At 71.8% G+C, this 15,965-nt stretch carries 17 protein-coding genes; 7 read left to right on the top strand and 10 right to left on the bottom strand.

Features of this window, described 5'->3' with window-relative positions; all coding sequences use genetic code 11:
- Positions 1-15: 15 nt before the first annotated feature.
- Together ACIRSS_RS02485 and ACIRSS_RS02480 are read right to left on the bottom strand one after the other, a co-directional pair.
- Positions 16-1,203, bottom strand: a complete 1,188-nt coding sequence (locus tag ACIRSS_RS02485) for a class I SAM-dependent RNA methyltransferase (RefSeq protein ID WP_400889729.1) — start codon at positions 1,201-1,203, stop codon at positions 16-18.
- Entirely contained in the window at positions 1,200-3,233 is a 2,034-nt protein-coding gene (locus ACIRSS_RS02480) for an APC family permease (protein WP_400889727.1), read from the bottom strand. Before ACIRSS_RS02480 ends, ACIRSS_RS02485 begins: the two co-directional genes overlap by 4 nt.
- A 93-nt stretch (positions 3,234-3,326) precedes the next feature.
- On the opposite strand from ACIRSS_RS02480, the gene ACIRSS_RS02475 reads away from it, so the two are divergent.
- Together ACIRSS_RS02475 and ACIRSS_RS02470 are read left to right on the top strand one after the other, a co-directional pair.
- Positions 3,327-3,992: a potassium channel family protein gene (locus tag ACIRSS_RS02475; RefSeq protein WP_400889725.1), complete on the top strand. Its 666-nt coding sequence runs from the start codon at positions 3,327-3,329 to the stop codon at positions 3,990-3,992.
- On the top strand, positions 3,989-4,645 hold the full coding sequence (locus tag ACIRSS_RS02470; protein ID WP_372668168.1) for a TrkA family potassium uptake protein: 657 nt from the start codon (positions 3,989-3,991) through the stop codon (positions 4,643-4,645). The genes ACIRSS_RS02475 and ACIRSS_RS02470 overlap by 4 nt, the downstream gene beginning before the upstream one ends.
- Before the next feature lie 349 nt (positions 4,646-4,994).
- On the opposite strand, the gene ACIRSS_RS02465 is transcribed toward ACIRSS_RS02470, so the two are convergent.
- Together ACIRSS_RS02465 and ACIRSS_RS02460 are read right to left on the bottom strand one after the other, a co-directional pair.
- Positions 4,995-5,717: a DUF3159 domain-containing protein gene (locus tag ACIRSS_RS02465; RefSeq protein ID WP_400889723.1), complete on the bottom strand. Its 723-nt coding sequence runs from the start codon at positions 5,715-5,717 to the stop codon at positions 4,995-4,997.
- 9 nt (positions 5,718-5,726) lie between these two features.
- Complete coding sequence (locus tag ACIRSS_RS02460) at positions 5,727-6,107, bottom strand: OB-fold nucleic acid binding domain-containing protein (RefSeq protein WP_072480405.1); 381 nt, start codon at positions 6,105-6,107, stop codon at positions 5,727-5,729.
- A gap of 136 nt (positions 6,108-6,243) precedes the next feature.
- Here ACIRSS_RS02460 and ACIRSS_RS02455 point away from each other — a divergent pair, with 136 nt between their 5' ends.
- Positions 6,244-6,948: an alpha/beta fold hydrolase gene (locus ACIRSS_RS02455; protein ID WP_400893348.1), complete on the top strand. Its 705-nt coding sequence runs from the start codon at positions 6,244-6,246 to the stop codon at positions 6,946-6,948.
- A 24-nt stretch (positions 6,949-6,972) separates the two neighbouring features.
- Here ACIRSS_RS02455 and ACIRSS_RS02450 read toward each other — a convergent pair whose 3' ends face one another.
- Both ACIRSS_RS02450 and dut read right to left on the bottom strand, forming a co-directional pair.
- The gene (locus ACIRSS_RS02450; protein WP_400889721.1) at positions 6,973-7,635 is read right to left on the bottom strand and encodes a DUF3710 domain-containing protein; all 663 of its coding nucleotides are present in this window, start codon (positions 7,633-7,635) and stop codon (positions 6,973-6,975) included.
- Complete coding sequence (dut, locus tag ACIRSS_RS02445; RefSeq protein WP_400889719.1) at positions 7,635-8,138, bottom strand: dUTP diphosphatase; 504 nt, start codon at positions 8,136-8,138, stop codon at positions 7,635-7,637. The genes ACIRSS_RS02450 and dut overlap by 1 nt, the downstream gene beginning before the upstream one ends.
- Before the next feature lie 24 nt (positions 8,139-8,162).
- On the opposite strand from dut, the gene ACIRSS_RS02440 reads away from it, so the two are divergent.
- Complete coding sequence (locus ACIRSS_RS02440; RefSeq protein ID WP_400889717.1) at positions 8,163-8,645, top strand: DUF3093 domain-containing protein; 483 nt, start codon at positions 8,163-8,165, stop codon at positions 8,643-8,645.
- Positions 8,646-8,798: 153 nt separating this feature from the next.
- On the opposite strand, the gene ACIRSS_RS02435 is transcribed toward ACIRSS_RS02440, so the two are convergent.
- A complete protein-coding gene (locus tag ACIRSS_RS02435; protein ID WP_013224476.1) occupies positions 8,799-9,107 on the bottom strand; it encodes a DUF4193 domain-containing protein in 309 nt (102 codons plus the stop codon).
- Positions 9,108-9,622: 515 nt separating this feature from the next.
- Here ACIRSS_RS02435 and cei point away from each other — a divergent pair.
- A complete protein-coding gene (gene cei / locus ACIRSS_RS02430; protein ID WP_400889715.1) occupies positions 9,623-10,306 on the top strand; it encodes an envelope integrity protein Cei in 684 nt (227 codons plus the stop codon).
- A 445-nt stretch (positions 10,307-10,751) separates the two neighbouring features.
- Here the strand turns inward: cei and ACIRSS_RS02425 are convergent, their stop codons facing one another.
- Positions 10,752-11,570 (bottom strand): inositol monophosphatase family protein, encoded by an 819-nt coding sequence (locus ACIRSS_RS02425; protein WP_400889713.1) that lies wholly within the window; start codon positions 11,568-11,570, stop codon positions 10,752-10,754.
- Between the two features lie 64 nt (positions 11,571-11,634).
- Here ACIRSS_RS02425 and ppgK point away from each other — a divergent pair, with 64 nt between their 5' ends.
- Positions 11,635-12,402, top strand: coding sequence for a polyphosphate--glucose phosphotransferase (gene ppgK, locus ACIRSS_RS02420; RefSeq protein ID WP_400893346.1), 768 nt, complete (start codon positions 11,635-11,637; stop codon positions 12,400-12,402).
- Positions 12,403-12,587: 185 nt separating this feature from the next.
- Positions 12,588-13,994 carry an RNA polymerase sigma factor gene (locus ACIRSS_RS02415; protein WP_400889711.1) on the top strand — a complete coding sequence of 469 codons (1,407 nt, stop codon included), beginning with the start codon at positions 12,588-12,590 and terminating at the stop codon, positions 13,992-13,994.
- Between the two features lie 59 nt (positions 13,995-14,053).
- Here ACIRSS_RS02415 and ACIRSS_RS02410 read toward each other — a convergent pair whose 3' ends face one another.
- On the bottom strand, positions 14,054-15,238 hold the full coding sequence (locus ACIRSS_RS02410; protein ID WP_400889709.1) for a hypothetical protein: 1,185 nt from the start codon (positions 15,236-15,238) through the stop codon (positions 14,054-14,056).
- 40 nt (positions 15,239-15,278) lie between these two features.
- Positions 15,279-15,671 (bottom strand): hypothetical protein, encoded by a 393-nt coding sequence (locus ACIRSS_RS02405; protein ID WP_400889707.1) that lies wholly within the window; start codon positions 15,669-15,671, stop codon positions 15,279-15,281.
- Between the last annotated feature and the right edge of the window lie 294 nt (positions 15,672-15,965).

Below are 15,965 nucleotides of genomic sequence, written 5' to 3'. Positions count from 1 at the left end.
ACCACCGACAAAAACTCACGACAGCAGCGCCACGCACTCCACGTGGTGGGTCATCGGGAAGGCGTCGAACGCCCGCAGATCGGTCAAGCCGTAGCCGTGCGAAGCGAAAGTCGCCAGGTCACGGGCCAGTGCCGCGGGGTCGCACGCCACGTAGACGATCCGATCGGGTGAACCCGCGACGATCGACTCCACCACCGCCTTGCCCGCGCCCTTGCGCGGCGGGTCCAGCACCACGACGTCCACCGGCTTCTCGGCCGAGGCCAGCGCGTGCTCCACCCGCCCGGCCTGCCAGGACACCTGCGGCAGGTCGGCCAGGTTCTTCTCGCCGTCGGCGACCGCGCGCCGGCCGGACTCGACCGCCAGCACCCGGCCCGCCGGGCCGACCTGCGAGGCCAGCACCGACGCGAACAGCCCGACCCCGGCGTAGAGGTCCCAGGCCGTGCCGCCGGACGGGGCCTCCGCCCACTCCCCCACGACCGCCGCCAGCGTCGACGCCGCGTCCGGGTGGACCTGCCAGAAGCCGTGCGCGTCGAGGTGCCAGTCGCGGCCCGCCGCGTGCTGCACCGCCACCCCGCCGGCCAGCTGCCGCGCCCGGACCTTGCCGCGCACCGTCGACAGCTCGCGGACGTGCACGCCGCCGTCGCCGTCGCTGGTGACCTCCAGCTCACTGCCCGGCCGCCAGCGCCGCGCCAGGACGTCGTCGAGCTCGCCGGGGACCGCGATCGGGCAGTCCTCCAGGGCGACGACCCGGTGGCTGTGGTGCGCGCGCAGTCCCGCTCGCCCTTCCCCGTCGGCGACCAGCCGGACGCGGCTGCGCCAGTCCAGCGGCCCGCCGTCCAGGGCCTCGACGACGACCTCGCGTTCGATGCCCGCCAGCCGCTGCAGCTGCTCCGCCACCACGGCCGCCTTCAGCGAGCGCTGGTAGTCCGGGTCGGCGTGCTGCCAGTCGCAGCCGCCGCAGCCGCCCGGCACCGCGAGCGGGCACGGCGGCTCGACCCGGAACTCCGACGCCGAGAGCACCTCGATCGCGTCGCCGCGGCAGAACGAGCCGCCGTTGTCCTCGGTGACCTCGACCCGCACCTGTTCGCCCGGCAGCGCGTGCCGGACGAACACGACGCGACCTTCGGCTCGCGCCACGCAGTGGCCGCCGTGCGCCACGGCGCCGACCTCGACCTCGAGGACCCGGCCCAGCCAGCTCGTCATTCGGCCGGCTCCTTGGGCTTCGGCGCCGTGATCGGCTTGCCGTTGGGCGAGAAGCCGCGGCGGACGTCACCGGCCGCGGGCCGTTCGTTCCGGACGCGCGCGGCCGCCTTGGCCGACGACTCCAGCTGCCACGGCACGCTCGCCACGATCACGCCGGACTGGAACAGCAGGCGCCCCTTGAGCCGCAGCGCGCTCTGGTTGTGCAGCACCTGCTCCCACCAGTGCCCGACCACGTACTCCGGGATGAACACGGTGACGACGTTGCGCGGGTTGTCGCCGCGCACCCGCTTCACGTAGTCGAGGACCGGCTTCGTGATCTCGCGGTAGGGCGACTCGACGACCTTCAGCGGCACCTTGAAGTTGTGGGCGTCCCACTCGGCGGTGAGCCTTCGCGTGTCCGCATCGTCCACATTGACCGTCACGGCTTCGAGGACGTCCGGGCGCATCGCCTTGGCGTAGGCCAGCGCGCGCAGCGTCGGGCGGTGCAGCTTGGACACCAGGACGATCGCGTGGTTGCGCGAGGGCAGCACGGTCGGGGTGTCGCCGAGCTCCTTCAGCTCGTCGGCGACGCGGTCGTAGTGCCGCCGGATCGCCGTCATCAGCACGAAGATCGCCACCATCGCGGCGATCGCGATCCACGCGCCGAGCAGGAACTTGGTGATCAGCACGATCACCAGCACGACGCCGGTGCAGGTGAGGCCGACCGCGTTGACCGTCTGGGAGCGCCGCATCCGCCGCCGTGCGCCGGGGTCGGTTTCCTTGGCCAGCAACCGGTTCCAGTGCCGGATCATGCCGGCCTGGCTCACCGTGAACGACACGAACACGCCCACGATGTACAGCTGGATGAGCCGGGTGACCTCGGCGTCGAACGCGATGATCAGGACCAGCGCGAACGCCGCCAGGAACAGGATCCCGTTGGAGAACGCGAGCCGGTCGCCGCGGGTGTGCAGCTGCCGCGGCAGGTAGCGGTCCTGCGCGAGGATCGAGCCCAGCACCGGGAAGCCGTTGAACGCGGTGTTCGCGGCCAGCAGCAGGATGATGCCGGTGGAGAAGGAGATGTAGTAGAACGCCGGCGGGAAGTCGGCGAACACCGCGTGCGCGATCTGCGCGACGATCGTCTTCTGCTCGTAGCCCGCGGGCGCGCCGGCGAGCTGCCGCGCCGGGTCCTCGGCGAACTTGACGTCGGTGATCGAGGCCAGCGTGATGATGCCGACCAGCATGGTGACCGCGAGCAGGCCCATCATCAGCAGCGTGGTGGCCGCGTTCTTGGACTTGGGTTTCTGGAACGCCGGGACGCCGTTGCTGATCGCCTCGACCCCGGTCAGCGCCGCGGCGCCCGAGGAGAACGCCCGCAGCACCAGGAACGCGTACGCGACGCCCGCGAAGGTCCCCTCGGCGTTCAGCGTGAACCCGGCGCTCTCGGCCTTCATCTCGGTGCCGGTCGCCGCCTGCACCAGGCCCCACACGACCATGACCAGAATGCCCAGGATGAACCCGTAAGTCGGGATCGCGAAGGCCTTCCCCGACTCCCGGATGCCGCGCAGGTTCAGCGACGTCAGCACGACGACGATGACGACCGAGGCCAGCACCTTGTGCTGCGCCACCCACGGCACGGCGGACCCGATGTTGGCCACACCGGACGAAGTGGACACCGCGACGGTCAGCACGTAGTCGACGAGCAGCGCACTCGCCACGGTCAGCCCGAACTTCCCGCCCAGGTTGGTGGTGGCGACCTCGTAGTCGCCGCCGCCGCTCGGGTAGGCGTGGACGTTCTGCCGGTAGGACGCGACGACGACCAGCATGACGAGGGCGACCATGATGCCGATCCACGGCGCCAGCGCGTAGGCGGACAGGCCCGCCACGCTCAGCGTCAGGAAGATCTCTTCGGGCGCGTACGCCACGCTCGAGAGCGCGTCGGACGCGAAGATCGGCAGCGCGATGCGCTTGGGCAGCAGCGTGTGGGACAGCCGGTCACTGCGGAACGGGCGTCCGAGGACCAGGCGTTTCAGCACGGTCGGGAACTTCGACACCACGGAAGCCTAACCGCAGGGGGGCACGGTAGGTTCGGCGCTGGCATGTCGGGGTAGCAACGGACGGGTAACCGCCGAATGAGGAGGCAGGGCGTGCACGTGGTGATCATGGGATGCGGCCGGGTCGGCGCGTCCCTGGCCGCTGCGCTGGAGCGGCTCGGCCACGAGGTGGCCGTCATCGACAAGAGCCAGCAGGCGTTCCGGCGGCTCGGCAGCGACTTCCACGGCCAGCAGGTCGTCGGGGTCGGGTTCGACCGCAAGGTGCTGATCGAAGCGGGCATCGAGCGGGCCGGCGCGTTCGCCGCGGTGTCCAGCGGCGACAACTCGAACATCATCTCCGCGCGGGTCGCCCGCGAGAACTTCGGCATCGAGCACGTCGTCGCGCGGATCTACGACCACAAGCGGGCGGCCGTGTACGAGCGGCTGGGCATCCCGACGGTGGCGACCGTGCCGTGGACCACCGACCGGTTCCTGCGGACGCTGCTGCCGGACGGCGTGGCGTCGGCGTGGCGGGACCCGTCGGGCAACGTCGCGCTGCTGCAGCTGCCGCTGCACGAGGGCTGGGTCGGGCACTCGGTGAAGTCCCTGCAGGAGGCGTCCGGCGCGCGGGTGGCGTTCATCATGCGCTTCGGCACGCCGGTGCTGCCCGACAACAAGACCGTGGTCCAGGACGGCGACGACGTGTGGGTCGCCGCGCGTTCCGGCACCGTCAGCGACGTGACGAGTGTGGCCAACCGCGAACCGGAGGACGAGGCATGAGGGTCGCGATCGCCGGTGCGGGCGCGGTGGGGCGTTCCATCGCCAACGAGCTGATCGACGGCAGGCACCAGGTCATGCTCATCGAGCGGGAGGCCGACCAGTTCGAGCCGCACACCGTCGAGCAGGCCGACTGGGTGCTCGGGGACGCGTGCGAGGTGTCGATCCTGGAGGAGTCCGGGATCGAGCAGTGCGACGTCGTGATCGCCGCGACGGGCGACGACAAGGCGAACCTGGTCGTCTCGCTGCTGGCGAAGACGGAGTTCGCGGTCCGGCGCGTGGTGGCCCGGGTGAACAACCCGGCGAACGAGTGGCTGTTCACCGACGCGTGGGGCGTCGACGTGGCGGTCTCGACCCCCCGCATGCTCGCGGCGATGGTCGAGGAGGCGGTCAGCGTCGGCGACCTGGTCCGCTTGATGACGTTCCGGCAGAGCAACGCGAACCTGGTCGAGCTGACGCTGCCGGCGGAGACGCCGCTGGCGGGCAAGCCGGTGAGCGAGCTGACGCTGCCGCGCGACGCGGCTTTGGTGACGATCCTGCGGGGCGACCGGGTGATCGTGCCGCAGCCGGAGGACCCGCTCGAGCCGGGGGACGAGCTGTTGTTCGTCGCCACTGCGGATGTCGAGCCGGAGATCCGGACGGCGTTGGGGTACTGAGTCGACGAAGAAGGCCCCCGGCTTGTGCGCCGGGGGCCTTTCTCGTGGCTCGGAAACTGTCGGTGCCGACCGGGCTCAGGGCTCGGTCTCGCGCTGCCGGGCGAGCCACGGCCGCCGAAACTGTCGGTGCCCGCCGGTAACGTGAAAATCGGGGGCGCCCCTACGCGCGCGGGTTGTCGGCCTCGGGGACTTCGGCCGGAGGTCCGGGTGATACCCGCGCCGGCGCCGACGGGCCTTCGACCGCATGAATGACTCGTTCATGTCGTCCGAGCACCCCGCGCACCCGGCCTCAGCCCATCAGCCAGCGGTCTTGAATGAGTCATTCAAGACATCAGGGCGAAGGGAAAACTCAGGCTTCGGGGGCCGCGTACTTCTCGCGCAGCCGGGCTTCGACCTCGGCGTCCGACTCCGGCTTCGGCGTCGTCTCCTCCAGCGCCTTCAGCCGCTTGTCCGACCGCCGCACCGCCCACACCACCACCAGCAGCCCCAGCGCGTACAGCGGGTACCCCATCGCGATCTTCGCGAAGGCCAGCCAGCCGGTGTAGTCCTCCTGGTACAGCCACCGCTGGACGACGAACCGGGCGGCGAACACCAGTGCCAGCGCCAGCGTCGCGATGTCGTAGCCGTAGCGGGACGGCTTGTCCTTGCGCCACGCCTGGCCCGTGCCGTTCAGCACGTTCCACACCACGCCCGCGATCGGCCAGCGCACCAGCACCGACAGCACGAACACGCCGCAGTACACCAGGCTCGCGTAGATCCCGAAGAGGAAGAACCCCTTCGCCGACCCGGTGCGGTAGGCGATGAACGCCGCGATCGCGACGCCGAAGAAACCGGAGATCGCCGGCTGGAGGGGCTCCTTGCGGACCACCCTCAGCACGGTGATCGCCACCGCGCTGCCCACCGACGTCCAGATGGCCGCGGTCAGGCCGAAGAACGCGTTCGCCAGCACGAAGACGATCACCGGCACCGACGAGTAGATCAGGCCGGACACGCCGCCCATCTGCTCGAGCAGGGTCGGCTGCGGTTCTTCTTCCGCGTCGGTCTTCTTCTCGCTCGGGGCGGGTTCAGTCACGATGGGTGATCAACTCACTGGGCTCTGGAGCTCGTAATAGGGGTTGTACAGCACCTTCTGGCCGTCACGCTCGGCCATCCGGCCGCGCACCTTGATCGTCCGGCCAGGCTCGATGCCCGGGATCCGGCGGCGGCCGAGCCAGATTAGCGTCACGCCCTGTGTCCCGTCGAACAGCTCCGCCTCCAGCGTGGCGGCCTCGTTCGTCGGGCAGAGCTCCACGCTGCGGAGTCTCCCCATCACGGTGACCTCTTCGCCGGAACGGCAGTCGCAGGCCCGCTGCGCGCCCTCGGCGCCGGACCTCATGGACATCTCGTCGGCGTCGAGCTCGTCGACGTCGCTGGTCAGCTTGCGTACCAACCGGCTGAAGTAGCCGCCGTCTTTGGCGGACATAGGTGCTCCTGTGCTCCGGGGCCCCCGACATAAGTGCTTGCGGCCCGTGCGATTCCAGCGTACTGCGGTCCCCGCCAGGGAAACGCCTTTGCGCAAAGATCGCAACGTGACGTCCGCAATCGAAGTTCCCGCCGCGGTGCTCCTGCCCGGCACCGGCTCGGACGAGGTGTTCGTCCGCGCGGTCTTCGCCGGCCCGCTGCGCGCCCTCGGTGTCCCGCTCATCGCGCCACCGCCGCCGCCCGGTGCGGCGCTGGCGGACGGGTACCTGGCCACCCTCGACGCGCTCGCGGACGAACACGGCGAACTGCTCGTAGGCGGCATTTCGTTCGGCGCCCACCTCGCCGCGGAGTGGGCGGTCGCCAACCCGGGGCGTTGCGGGGGCCTGCTGGCCGCGCTCCCGGCCTGGAACGGCGTCCCGGGCTCAGCACCCGCGTCGCTGGCCGCGACGCTGTCCGCCGATCTGGTGGCCGGCTCCGGGGTCGACGCGGCGCTGGCGCAGACGGCGGGCAGCCCGGACTGGCTGCGGGCCGAACTGGACCGGGCGTGGCGCCGGCACGGCGCCGGGCTGGCCGACGGCCTGCGCGTCGCCGCGGGCCGGCCGTCCCCCACGCTCGGCGAGCTGGCGGCCCTCGACGTCCCGGCCGGGATCGGCACGTGCACCGACGACCCGATCCACCCGACGAAAGTCGCATCGGAGTGGGCCAACGCACTCCCCCGCGCCGTCCTCGGCGAGACGACGCTCACGGCGCTGGGCGCGGACCGCGAGTCCCTCGGCCGGGCGACCGTCCTCGCCTTCCTGCGGGCCCTCGAAACGCCATCAGGGGCACCTTCACGGCCGTGAAGGTGCCCCTGAGATGGGACGTGCTCAGCCCTGTTGCTGCTGGGCCGCGATGTGCTCGGCGACCGCCTCGGGCAGCGTGATGGTCAGCGGGGTGCGGACCGGCATCGGCGCGTCACCGCGGTCGACGATCGTGCGCCGCACGATCCCGCGCAGCACCTCGACCGCCGCCGCGGCCTCCGACTGCGGCCCGGCGATGACGCCGCGCAGCATCCAGCGCGGCCGGTCGACGCCGACGAAGCGCAGCGAGACGTCACCGACGATGGCCGAGATCTCCAGGCCCCACACGCCGCGGCCGATGTTGACCTTCGCGCCGTCGGCCCGCAGCTGCTCGGCCAGCTCGGTGCTGACCTCGCGCCACAGCCCGCCCGAGCGCGGCGCGGCGTAGGCGCTGACCGTGATCTGGCCCTGCTCGGTGACGACGTGCACGGCGCGCACGCCCTGCGTCTCGGGGTCCATCTCGACCTGCACCTGGGAACCGTCCGGCACCGGCACCTTCACCGAGCCGAGGTCGATCCGCGGGACGCCGTCGTCCTCGAAGTCCGCGACGTCGAACGGGCCGTCGGAGACGTCCGAGAGCTCCCCGTCCTCGTCGTACTCGTCGTCCTCGATCGTGTCGTCGGCCTCGGGCGCGGCGTGCCGTCCGGCGGACCCGCCCTCGGTCCGCCGCTTGCGTCCGAAAATCCCCACTACTTCTCCGTTCCTTCCCCCGTGCCGGCGCTCGCGGCGAGCGCCGGTGCTCCCAGTGTGGCGTGTCCACCCGTGGAGCCGTAGCCTCCGTCGCCCCGCTCGGTCGTGTCGAGCTCGGCGACCTCGACGAACACCGCGTGCTCGACCCGCTGCACGACGAGCTGCGCGATCCGGTCTCCGCGCGCGAGCTCCACCGGGTGGACCGGGTCGTGGTTGATCAGGCAGACCTTGATCTCCCCGCGGTAGCCCGCGTCGATCGTGCCCGGCGTGTTCACCACCGAGAGGCCGACCCGGGCGGCCAGGCCCGACCGCGGGTGGACGAACCCCGCGTACCCGGGCGGGAGGGCGATGGCGACGCCGGTGCCGACGACACCGCGTTCCCCGGGTTTCAGCACGATATCCGAGGTCGTGACGAGATCGGCGCCCGCGTCGCCCGGCCGGGCGTAGGCGGGCAGCGGGACTTCCGGGTCGAGCCGGGAGAGGAGTACCTGAACGCTGGACACGGGCGGCGAGATTACTCTCTACCCGTGGGTGAATCTGCGAAGACGGCACCGAGTGCCGCGGTCCGGCACTCCGAACGGCTGTACGTCCCGTGGTGGGGCTGGCCGCTGCCGGTGCTGGGCGCGATCCTGCTCGCGGCCGAGGTCGACATGGGCTACCCGGGCGTCCGGGCGTGGCTGCCGTACGTGATCGCGCTGCCGGTCGTCGTCGGGCTGATGCTGTCGCTCGGCCGGTCCAAGGTCCGCGTCACCGGCGGTGACGAGCCGGAGCTGTGGGTCGGCGACGCGCACCTGCCGCTGCGCTACGCCGGCGAGGTCGAGATCTTCGACAAGGAGACCAAGCGCAAGGCGCTGGGCCGCGACGGCGACCCCGCCGCCTACGTCCTGCACCGCGGCTGGGTGGGCCCGGTCGTGCGGATCCGGCTGACCGACCCGGCCGACCCGACGCCGTACTGGCTGTTCAGCACCCGGCACCCCGAGCGCATCGCCGAGCTGGTCAAGGGCGCCTGACCCGGAGCTCCGCCCCCTCGAGACATGGGAAGGGGGCCGGCCTGCCGGCCGGCCCCCTTGTCCCCAGCGCGCTTCGAGCCTCCCCCTTGGTGCCCTCGAGGCTCTCCGTCGCGTCTGTTCGTCCCCTGAACCCCTGTCCGAGATCCCGCGCGGTCAGGCGCAGTCGCGGCAGATCAGGCGTCCGCCGTTGTCCTCGGCCAGTCGGCTGCGGTGGTGCACCAGGAAGCACACGGAGCAGGTGAACTCGTCCGCCTGCTTCGGCACCACCTTCACGGTCATGTCCTCACCGGAAAGCCCGGAGAGGTCGGCACCCGGCAGCTCGAAGTTCTCGGCGGTCGCGTCCTCGTCGACGTCGACGACGCCGGACTGGTTCTCGTTCCGCCGGGCCTTGAGCTCCTCCAACGAGTCTTCGGCCAGCTCGTCGGCTTCGCTGCGGCGCGGAGCGTCGTAGTCGGTAGCCATGTGTCCCTCACCCCTGCGATCAGCTTGTGTAGTCGTTTTCCCGGACCCCCGGGTGCGCCCGTGAGTCCGCCGTGCCGCTGGTCAACGTTCCAGGGCCTCTGTTTGTGCCCGACGGCCGAAGTGACCGAGGTCTCTTCTTTATGGGCCTCTTCCTGCGGCCGGAGCCCGGGAAGGGTAGCTCACGCCCGCGACGGTTCTGCAACGAGTCAGACATTGCCGGGGAATCGTCACCCGACAGGGGGAACCCGCAGGTAAGACGCGGTGTCGTCCATTCGGGTTGCCCGCGGGTGGAGAACTTCACCGGCGGCCCGTGTCCGCTTGCCCCGGCCGGCCCCGGCGTGGTGCGATCGCCGCACGGGGATCGGCCGCGGGCGGGGCACGCGGCGACGAGCGGGCACGGATGTTCCGGCGGGTGACCCGGGACGGTGCGCGCCGGCCGCAGCGCCTAGGCTGAGCGGCCACGACGGTGCCGGGTTCGCACCGGCCGGGTTCGGTGTTCGGGAAGGGACGGGCAGGTGGCGTCGGGGAACGGCATCGGGGACCGTGGGGCGCGGCCGTATCGCAAGCACAAGCCGCTGCCGGCGCTGATCGTCATCGGTGTGCTCGCGCTCGGCGCGATCGTCGTCTGGATCAACGCGGCCGTCGGCAAGGGCGACGTCGACGAGGCCGTGAAGTGCGACCCGGCCGCGAGCCCGCCGCCGGGCGTCACGTTCAGCACCCTCCCCCACAACGCACTCGACGACCGCGCGCCGGTGCCGCCGGACAAGGTCGCGGTGAAGGTGCTCAACGCTTCGGGCACCCGCGGCCAGGGCGGCATCACGACCACCGCGCTCAAGGAGCTGGGGTTCACCGGAGCGGGTGACCCGGCCAACGACCCGGCCTACGAGGGCCGCGCGGCCAAGTGCCGCGGCCAGATCCGCTTCGGCGAGAACGGCGTCACGGCGGCCCGCACGCTCAGCCTGGTGGTCCCGTGCGCCGAGCTGGTCCAGGACAACCGCAAGGACGCGAGCGTCGACCTGGTGACGGGCACGCTGTTCGGCGACATCCGCCCGCGCGCGGAGGCCCGCCAGATCCTCACGCAGCTAGCCGACTGGTCCAAGGCCCACCAGGGCGGCGGCACGAACGAGCAGTCCGCGGGCGCGAAGGCCCCGGTCATCGACCCGACACTGCTGGCCTCGGCCCGCGACGTCGCCTGCTGAGCAGATCTGCCGCGCGCGGCAGATCTGGAAGTTCTGCTCCCGATGCGGCGGACCGGCAGCGCAGAGACCGGCCGCCACCAGCTTTCGGCGAGCGGAGCGCCGATGCCACAGGCGCCGCCACGAGCAGGCTCCGGCCATTGACCAGACACTGCTGGCGTCCGCCCGCGACGTCGCCTGCTGAGCGGGCGCCGCGGGGCGGTTGAGCGGCGCCACGTGGCCTGCTGAGCCGGTCCCGCGCGGGGCGGTGCTGGAAAGTTCCGGCCCCGATACGGCGGAACGGCCAGGAGCGCCGAGACACGGCTACCGCAAGAGCTTCCGGCGAGCGGAGGGCACCTCACCAGCGGCGCCGCGAGGGGCGCGAGGAGGCACAACCCGCGCGCGTAGAGGCGCCCCCGGTTTTCACGTTACCGGTGGGCACCGACAATTCGGCCGCACCGGGGTCCGCTCAGACCTCCGCCGCGCCGCAGTCGGCCAGTACCTTGCGCAGCGGGTCCGCGATCGACGGCGCCGCCGCGTACGTCGCGTCCGGGCCCAGCTCCGGGGCCGATCCCGGCAACCGCACCTGGGCGCCCGCCTCCGCGGCGATCAGGGCCCCCGCCGCCCAGTCCCAGCGGTGCAGGCCGTGCTCCACGTACGCGTCCAGCCAGCCCGCCGCCACCGCGCACAGGTCCAGCGATGCCGCCCCGTTGCGGCGGATGTCCCGGACCCGGCCCAGCAGCTCCGCCGCGAAGCGCGACTGGCGCGTCCGGCGCTCGGCCGAGTACGCGAAACCGGTCCCGACGAGCGTCAGCTCCAGCCGCGCCGGGGCCGACACCGACAGCCGGCGGTCGCCGAGGAACGCTCCCTGGCCACGCGCCGCCGACCAGACTCGGCCGCTCGCCGGCTCCACCACCGCGCCGGCCACCGACTCGCCGCCGACCTGCGCCGCCACCGACACCGCGAACCAGGGCAGGCCGTAGAGGAAGTTGACCGTCCCGTCGATCGGGTCGACGACCCACGTCACGCCGTCGCCGGCCGCGCCGCCGCCCTCTTCGCCCAGCACCGGCTCGCCCGGCCGCAGCGAAGCCAGCCGATCGCGCACGAGCCGCTCCGACTCGTGGTCCACCGCGGTGACGACGTCGGTGTCCGCGGACTTGGTGCCCACGTCCACCGCCCGGCCCCGGGCCATCCCCTCCCAGGCCTCGCGGACCAGCTCGGCGGCGTCCGTCGCGACCTGCACCGCGACGCTTTTCAGCAACGACTCGTCAACTCCCACGTCCGACATGTCACCACATCCGGTTAAAGTCTCCGAGGCAGGCTTCTGAATCGTGCGAGAAGGGACCACGTCCGTGGTGGAGGCGACCCGCCGAGGTTTCGGCATCGACATCGGCGGCAGCGGCATCAAGGGCGCCTTGGTCGACCTGGACAAGGGACAGCTCATCGGCGACCGGATCCGGATCGAGACGCCGAAGCCGTCCACCCCGTCGGCGGTGGCGGACGTCGTCCACGACGTCGTCACGCAGGCGGGCTGGGACGGCCCGGTCGGCGTGACGCTCCCGGCGGTCGTCAAGAAGGGCGTCGCGCACACCGCCGCCAACATCGACAAGCAGTGGATCGGCACCGACGCCGACGCCCTCTTCGCCAAGCGGCTCGGCCGCAGCGTCGACCAGGTCGCGATGCTCAACGACGCCGACGCGGCGGGCATGGCCGAGATCCGCTTCGGCGACCCGGTCGCGCGCCGGGGCGTCACCGCGCTGCTCACCTTCGGCACCGGCATCGGCAGCGCGGTGTTCCAGGACGGCAAGCTCGTCCCGAACACCGAGTTCGGCCACCTGGAGATCGACGGGCACGACGCGGAGAAGCGCGCGGCCGCCTCCGTGAAGGACAACGAGGGGCTCTCCTACCCCGAATGGGCCAAGCGCGTGCACCGTTATCTGACCGTGCTCGAAAACCTGATCTGGCCCGACCTGTTCATCGTCGGCGGCGGGGTCAGCAAGAAGGCCGAGAAATGGGTGCCGCTGCTGGACATCCGCACTCCGGTGCTGGTCGCGACGCTGCAGAACAACGCCGGGATCGTGGGTGCCGCGGCGGCCGCCGCGGAGGGCATCCAGCACTGAATCCGGCCCGAAACCGGGCCGGAGGGTGATCGCTTCGCGACGCATGCGCGTACCGTCGTTACAATGGAACACGGCCCACGGCTGCGGAGGCGAAAACCGCAGGCCGAGGCGTGATCCCCGAATGTGAGGCAGCAGTGGCACCCGTGCCGTTGCTCGTCATGATCGACCGCTGCGAAAGGGCGTAAGTGGCAGCCGCAAGAACCGCAACCCGAGGCGGGACGAAGACCGCGACCGCAGCCGGCGAGCCGGCCGAAGAGGCAGCCACCGGGACGGCGAAGCCAGCGGCGCGCAAGACCACCACCGCCAAGAAGGCGCCGGCCAAGAAGGCCCCGGCCAAGAAGCCCGCGGCCAAGGGCGCGAAGACCGAAGACGGCGAGCCGGACGGTCCCGGCGAGCTCGACGAGGCCGAACTCGACTCGCCCGACCTGTCGGACCTGGAAGAGGTCGAGGTCGACGTCGTCGACGAGACGGTCAACGACGAGCCGGACGCCGACTCGGCCGACGACGACGATGACGACGACGAGTCGGACGAGGAGACCCCGGCGCAGCGTCGCCGCGGCGCTGCCGCCGACAAGGCGGCGGCCGCCAAGAGCTCCGACAACCCGGACTTCGTCTGGGACGAGGAGGAGTCCGAGGCGCTGCGTCAGGCGCGCAAGGACGCCGAGCTCACCGCGTCCGCCGACTCCGTCCGCGCCTACCTCAAGCAGATCGGCAAGGTCGCGCTGCTGAACGCGGAGGAGGAGGTGGAGCTGGCCAAGCGGATCGAGGCCGGGCTCTACGCCGCCGAGCGCGTGCGCACCGCCGAGGAGGAGGGCGAGAAGCTCGTCACCCAGATGCGCCGCGATCTCAAGTGGATCGTGCGTGACGGCGAGCGCGCCAAGAACCACCTGCTGGAGGCGAACCTCCGGCTCGTGGTGTCGCTGGCCAAGCGCTACACCGGCCGCGGCATGGCGTTCCTGGACCTGATCCAGGAGGGCAACCTCGGCCTGATCCGCGCGGTGGAGAAGTTCGACTACACCAAGGGCTACAAGTTCTCGACGTACGCCACGTGGTGGATCCGCCAGGCGATCACCCGCGCGATGGCCGACCAGGCCCGCACCATCCGCATCCCGGTGCACATGGTCGAGGTCATCAACAAGCTCGGCCGCATACAGCGTGAGCTGCTCCAGGACCTCGGCCGCGAGCCGACCCCGGAAGAGCTGGCCAAGGAGATGGACATCTCCCCGGAGAAGGTCCTCGAGATCCAGCAGTACGCGCGTGAGCCGATCTCGCTCGACCAGACGATCGGCGACGAGGGCGACTCGCAGCTCGGTGACTTCATCGAAGACTCCGAAGCGGTCGTCGCGGTGGACGCGGTGTCGTTCACGCTGCTGCAGGACCAGCTCCAGTCGGTGCTGCAGACGCTGTCCGAGCGCGAGGCGGGCGTGGTCCGGCTGCGCTTCGGCCTCACGGACGGCCAGCCGCGCACGCTCGACGAGATCGGCCAGGTGTACGGGGTGACCCGGGAGCGCATCCGGCAGATCGAGTCGAAGACGATGTCGAAGCTGCGCCACCCGTCGCGGTCGCAGGTTCTGCGCGACTACCTGGACTGAGTTCCCGTACGGGACAACGGAAGAACCCCGCCACTCCGGTGGCGGGGTTCTTCCGCGTTTCAGGGGCGTCCGGTGAGCGTGGTCCACGGGACGTGGACCACCACGCGCTCCCGGAGCTGCTCGTTCAGCAGCCACAGCTCGCCCGTCGCCGGCCAGTACGACAGGTTCTGGCTGTTCACCGGGGCCTGGCCGGCCAGTCTCGACGTCGATACGCCGCCGACTCCGCCGTGCAGGCACGACGGGTGGTCACCCGACGCCCCCGCGTACTCCGGGCAGACTCCCGTCAGCACGAAGTAGCCGTCCCGTGACACCGCTCCCTGCATCCCCCACACCGGGGACGAGAACCCCTCGACCGCGTGCACCAGGCCGTCCGCCGACGTCTTGAGGCGGCCGGCCGCCGGGTCGAACGGCCAGCGCAGGACGCGGCCGCCCGCTTCGGGCGCGTGCTCGGCCGTCACGAACGTGGAATCGCTGTGGTCGAAGGAAAGCGTCGACAGGCACGGGCGCGCACCCGTCGCCGTCGTGCACGCTCCGCCGCCCGGGTACCAGTACGCGCCGATCTGCGGCATCGCGTAGTCGTAGTACGCCGCGTGGTACTTGCCGTCGGTGCCCAAGCCGACCGTGGCCGCGCTGTCGTCGACCTTCCAGAAGTGCGTCGTGTCGAACACGCGGATCAGGCCGCCCGTGGTCGCGACGAACAGCAGGTTGCCGGACCAGGTCATGCCGTGCCCGTGGCCGGCGACGGCCGCGAAGTCGGTATCGGACGTCGGTTCCACGAGCAGCACGTGCCGGTAGCCCAGGCCGCTCGCGTCCACAAAGGACAGCCGGACCAGCGTGTCGCCCGGCGTGTGCCACGACGTCGCCACGACGCGCTTGCCGCCCGCCGTCCCGGTCGCCGGGTCCGCGTCGCCCGAGCCGGTGAGGCCCTGCGGGATCCAGTCGTTGGTCTGGTCGTCGTTCGCGTCCTCCCAGCAGAACCCGGCGGGCTTCAGCGCGGCCGCGAGGTACGTGCCGTGGCAGAGCGGACGGGCCTTGCGGTTGGCGTCGCCGAGCACGGACGCCAGCCCGCGCGGCGGGAGTTTCCGGTCGAGCGCGGTGATCCGGCTGCTGTAGGTGGCGAAGGAGCCGCCGGGGGTCAGCTGGTAGGCGTCGACGCCGGTGAGGCGGGGGAAGTTCGCGGCGGCCTGGGCCGTCGTCGTCAGGCCGAGCAGCAGCAGCGCCACGAGGCCGAATACGAATCGCATGCCGGGAGCGTGCCGGGGACGCGTACACGGGCCGTACAAGTCAGGGCACGGCCAGGCCGCGCTCCCGCAGCGACTCCTCGACGCGCAGGCGTTCGATCTCGCGGTCCATGCCCTCGGGCAGCTCGGCGAGCCGGTGCGGGACGTCCACCTGGCGGCACGCCTGGGTGAGCAGCTCGTCGTAGGCCTGGCGGGTGCCGAGCCGCCGCGCGGCCGGGGTGCCGGACGGGTAGCCGGCCAGCAGCCGGTGCACCCGCCGCAGGTCCGCGGCGACGCGCTCGATCGGCGGCCCCTCGGGTTGCGGCTTCGCGCGCTTCTCACGGATCCGGTGGACCAGCCTGGGGACACGGAGGGCGCACCAGAACAGCACCGTGGGAGCGATGCAGACCACGGCGAAGAGGATCAGGTTCACGAGGACGCCGCCGGCGCCGGTCATGCACCGATGGTAAGCCCGCGCGGGGCCGCGGGCGGAGGGAATTTCCGCGCGGGCGGGGCGGCCGAGCGCGGCCGGTCGGCGGGCAGGGTGAGCGAGCGCGGCCAGTCCGCGGGCAGGGTGGGCGAGCGCGGCCGGTCGGCGGGCAGGGTGGGCGAGCGCGGCCGGTAGCCGGCATGCCCCCCACCGCGGACCGGGCCGCGCGGCTCAAGCGCCGGGGGTGGTGGGTTGCCCGGGACGCACCCCCCCCCGCGGGGGGGGGACGGGCGGTCGGGGGGCTCCGGGACGTCCACGGTC

The organism is Amycolatopsis sp. NPDC101161 (assembly GCF_044768185.1).
Lineage (GTDB): Bacteria > Actinomycetota > Actinomycetes > Mycobacteriales > Pseudonocardiaceae > Amycolatopsis.
The sequence above is the reverse complement of the archived record's forward strand: the minus strand, read 5'-3'. Positions and strand labels throughout refer to the sequence as shown.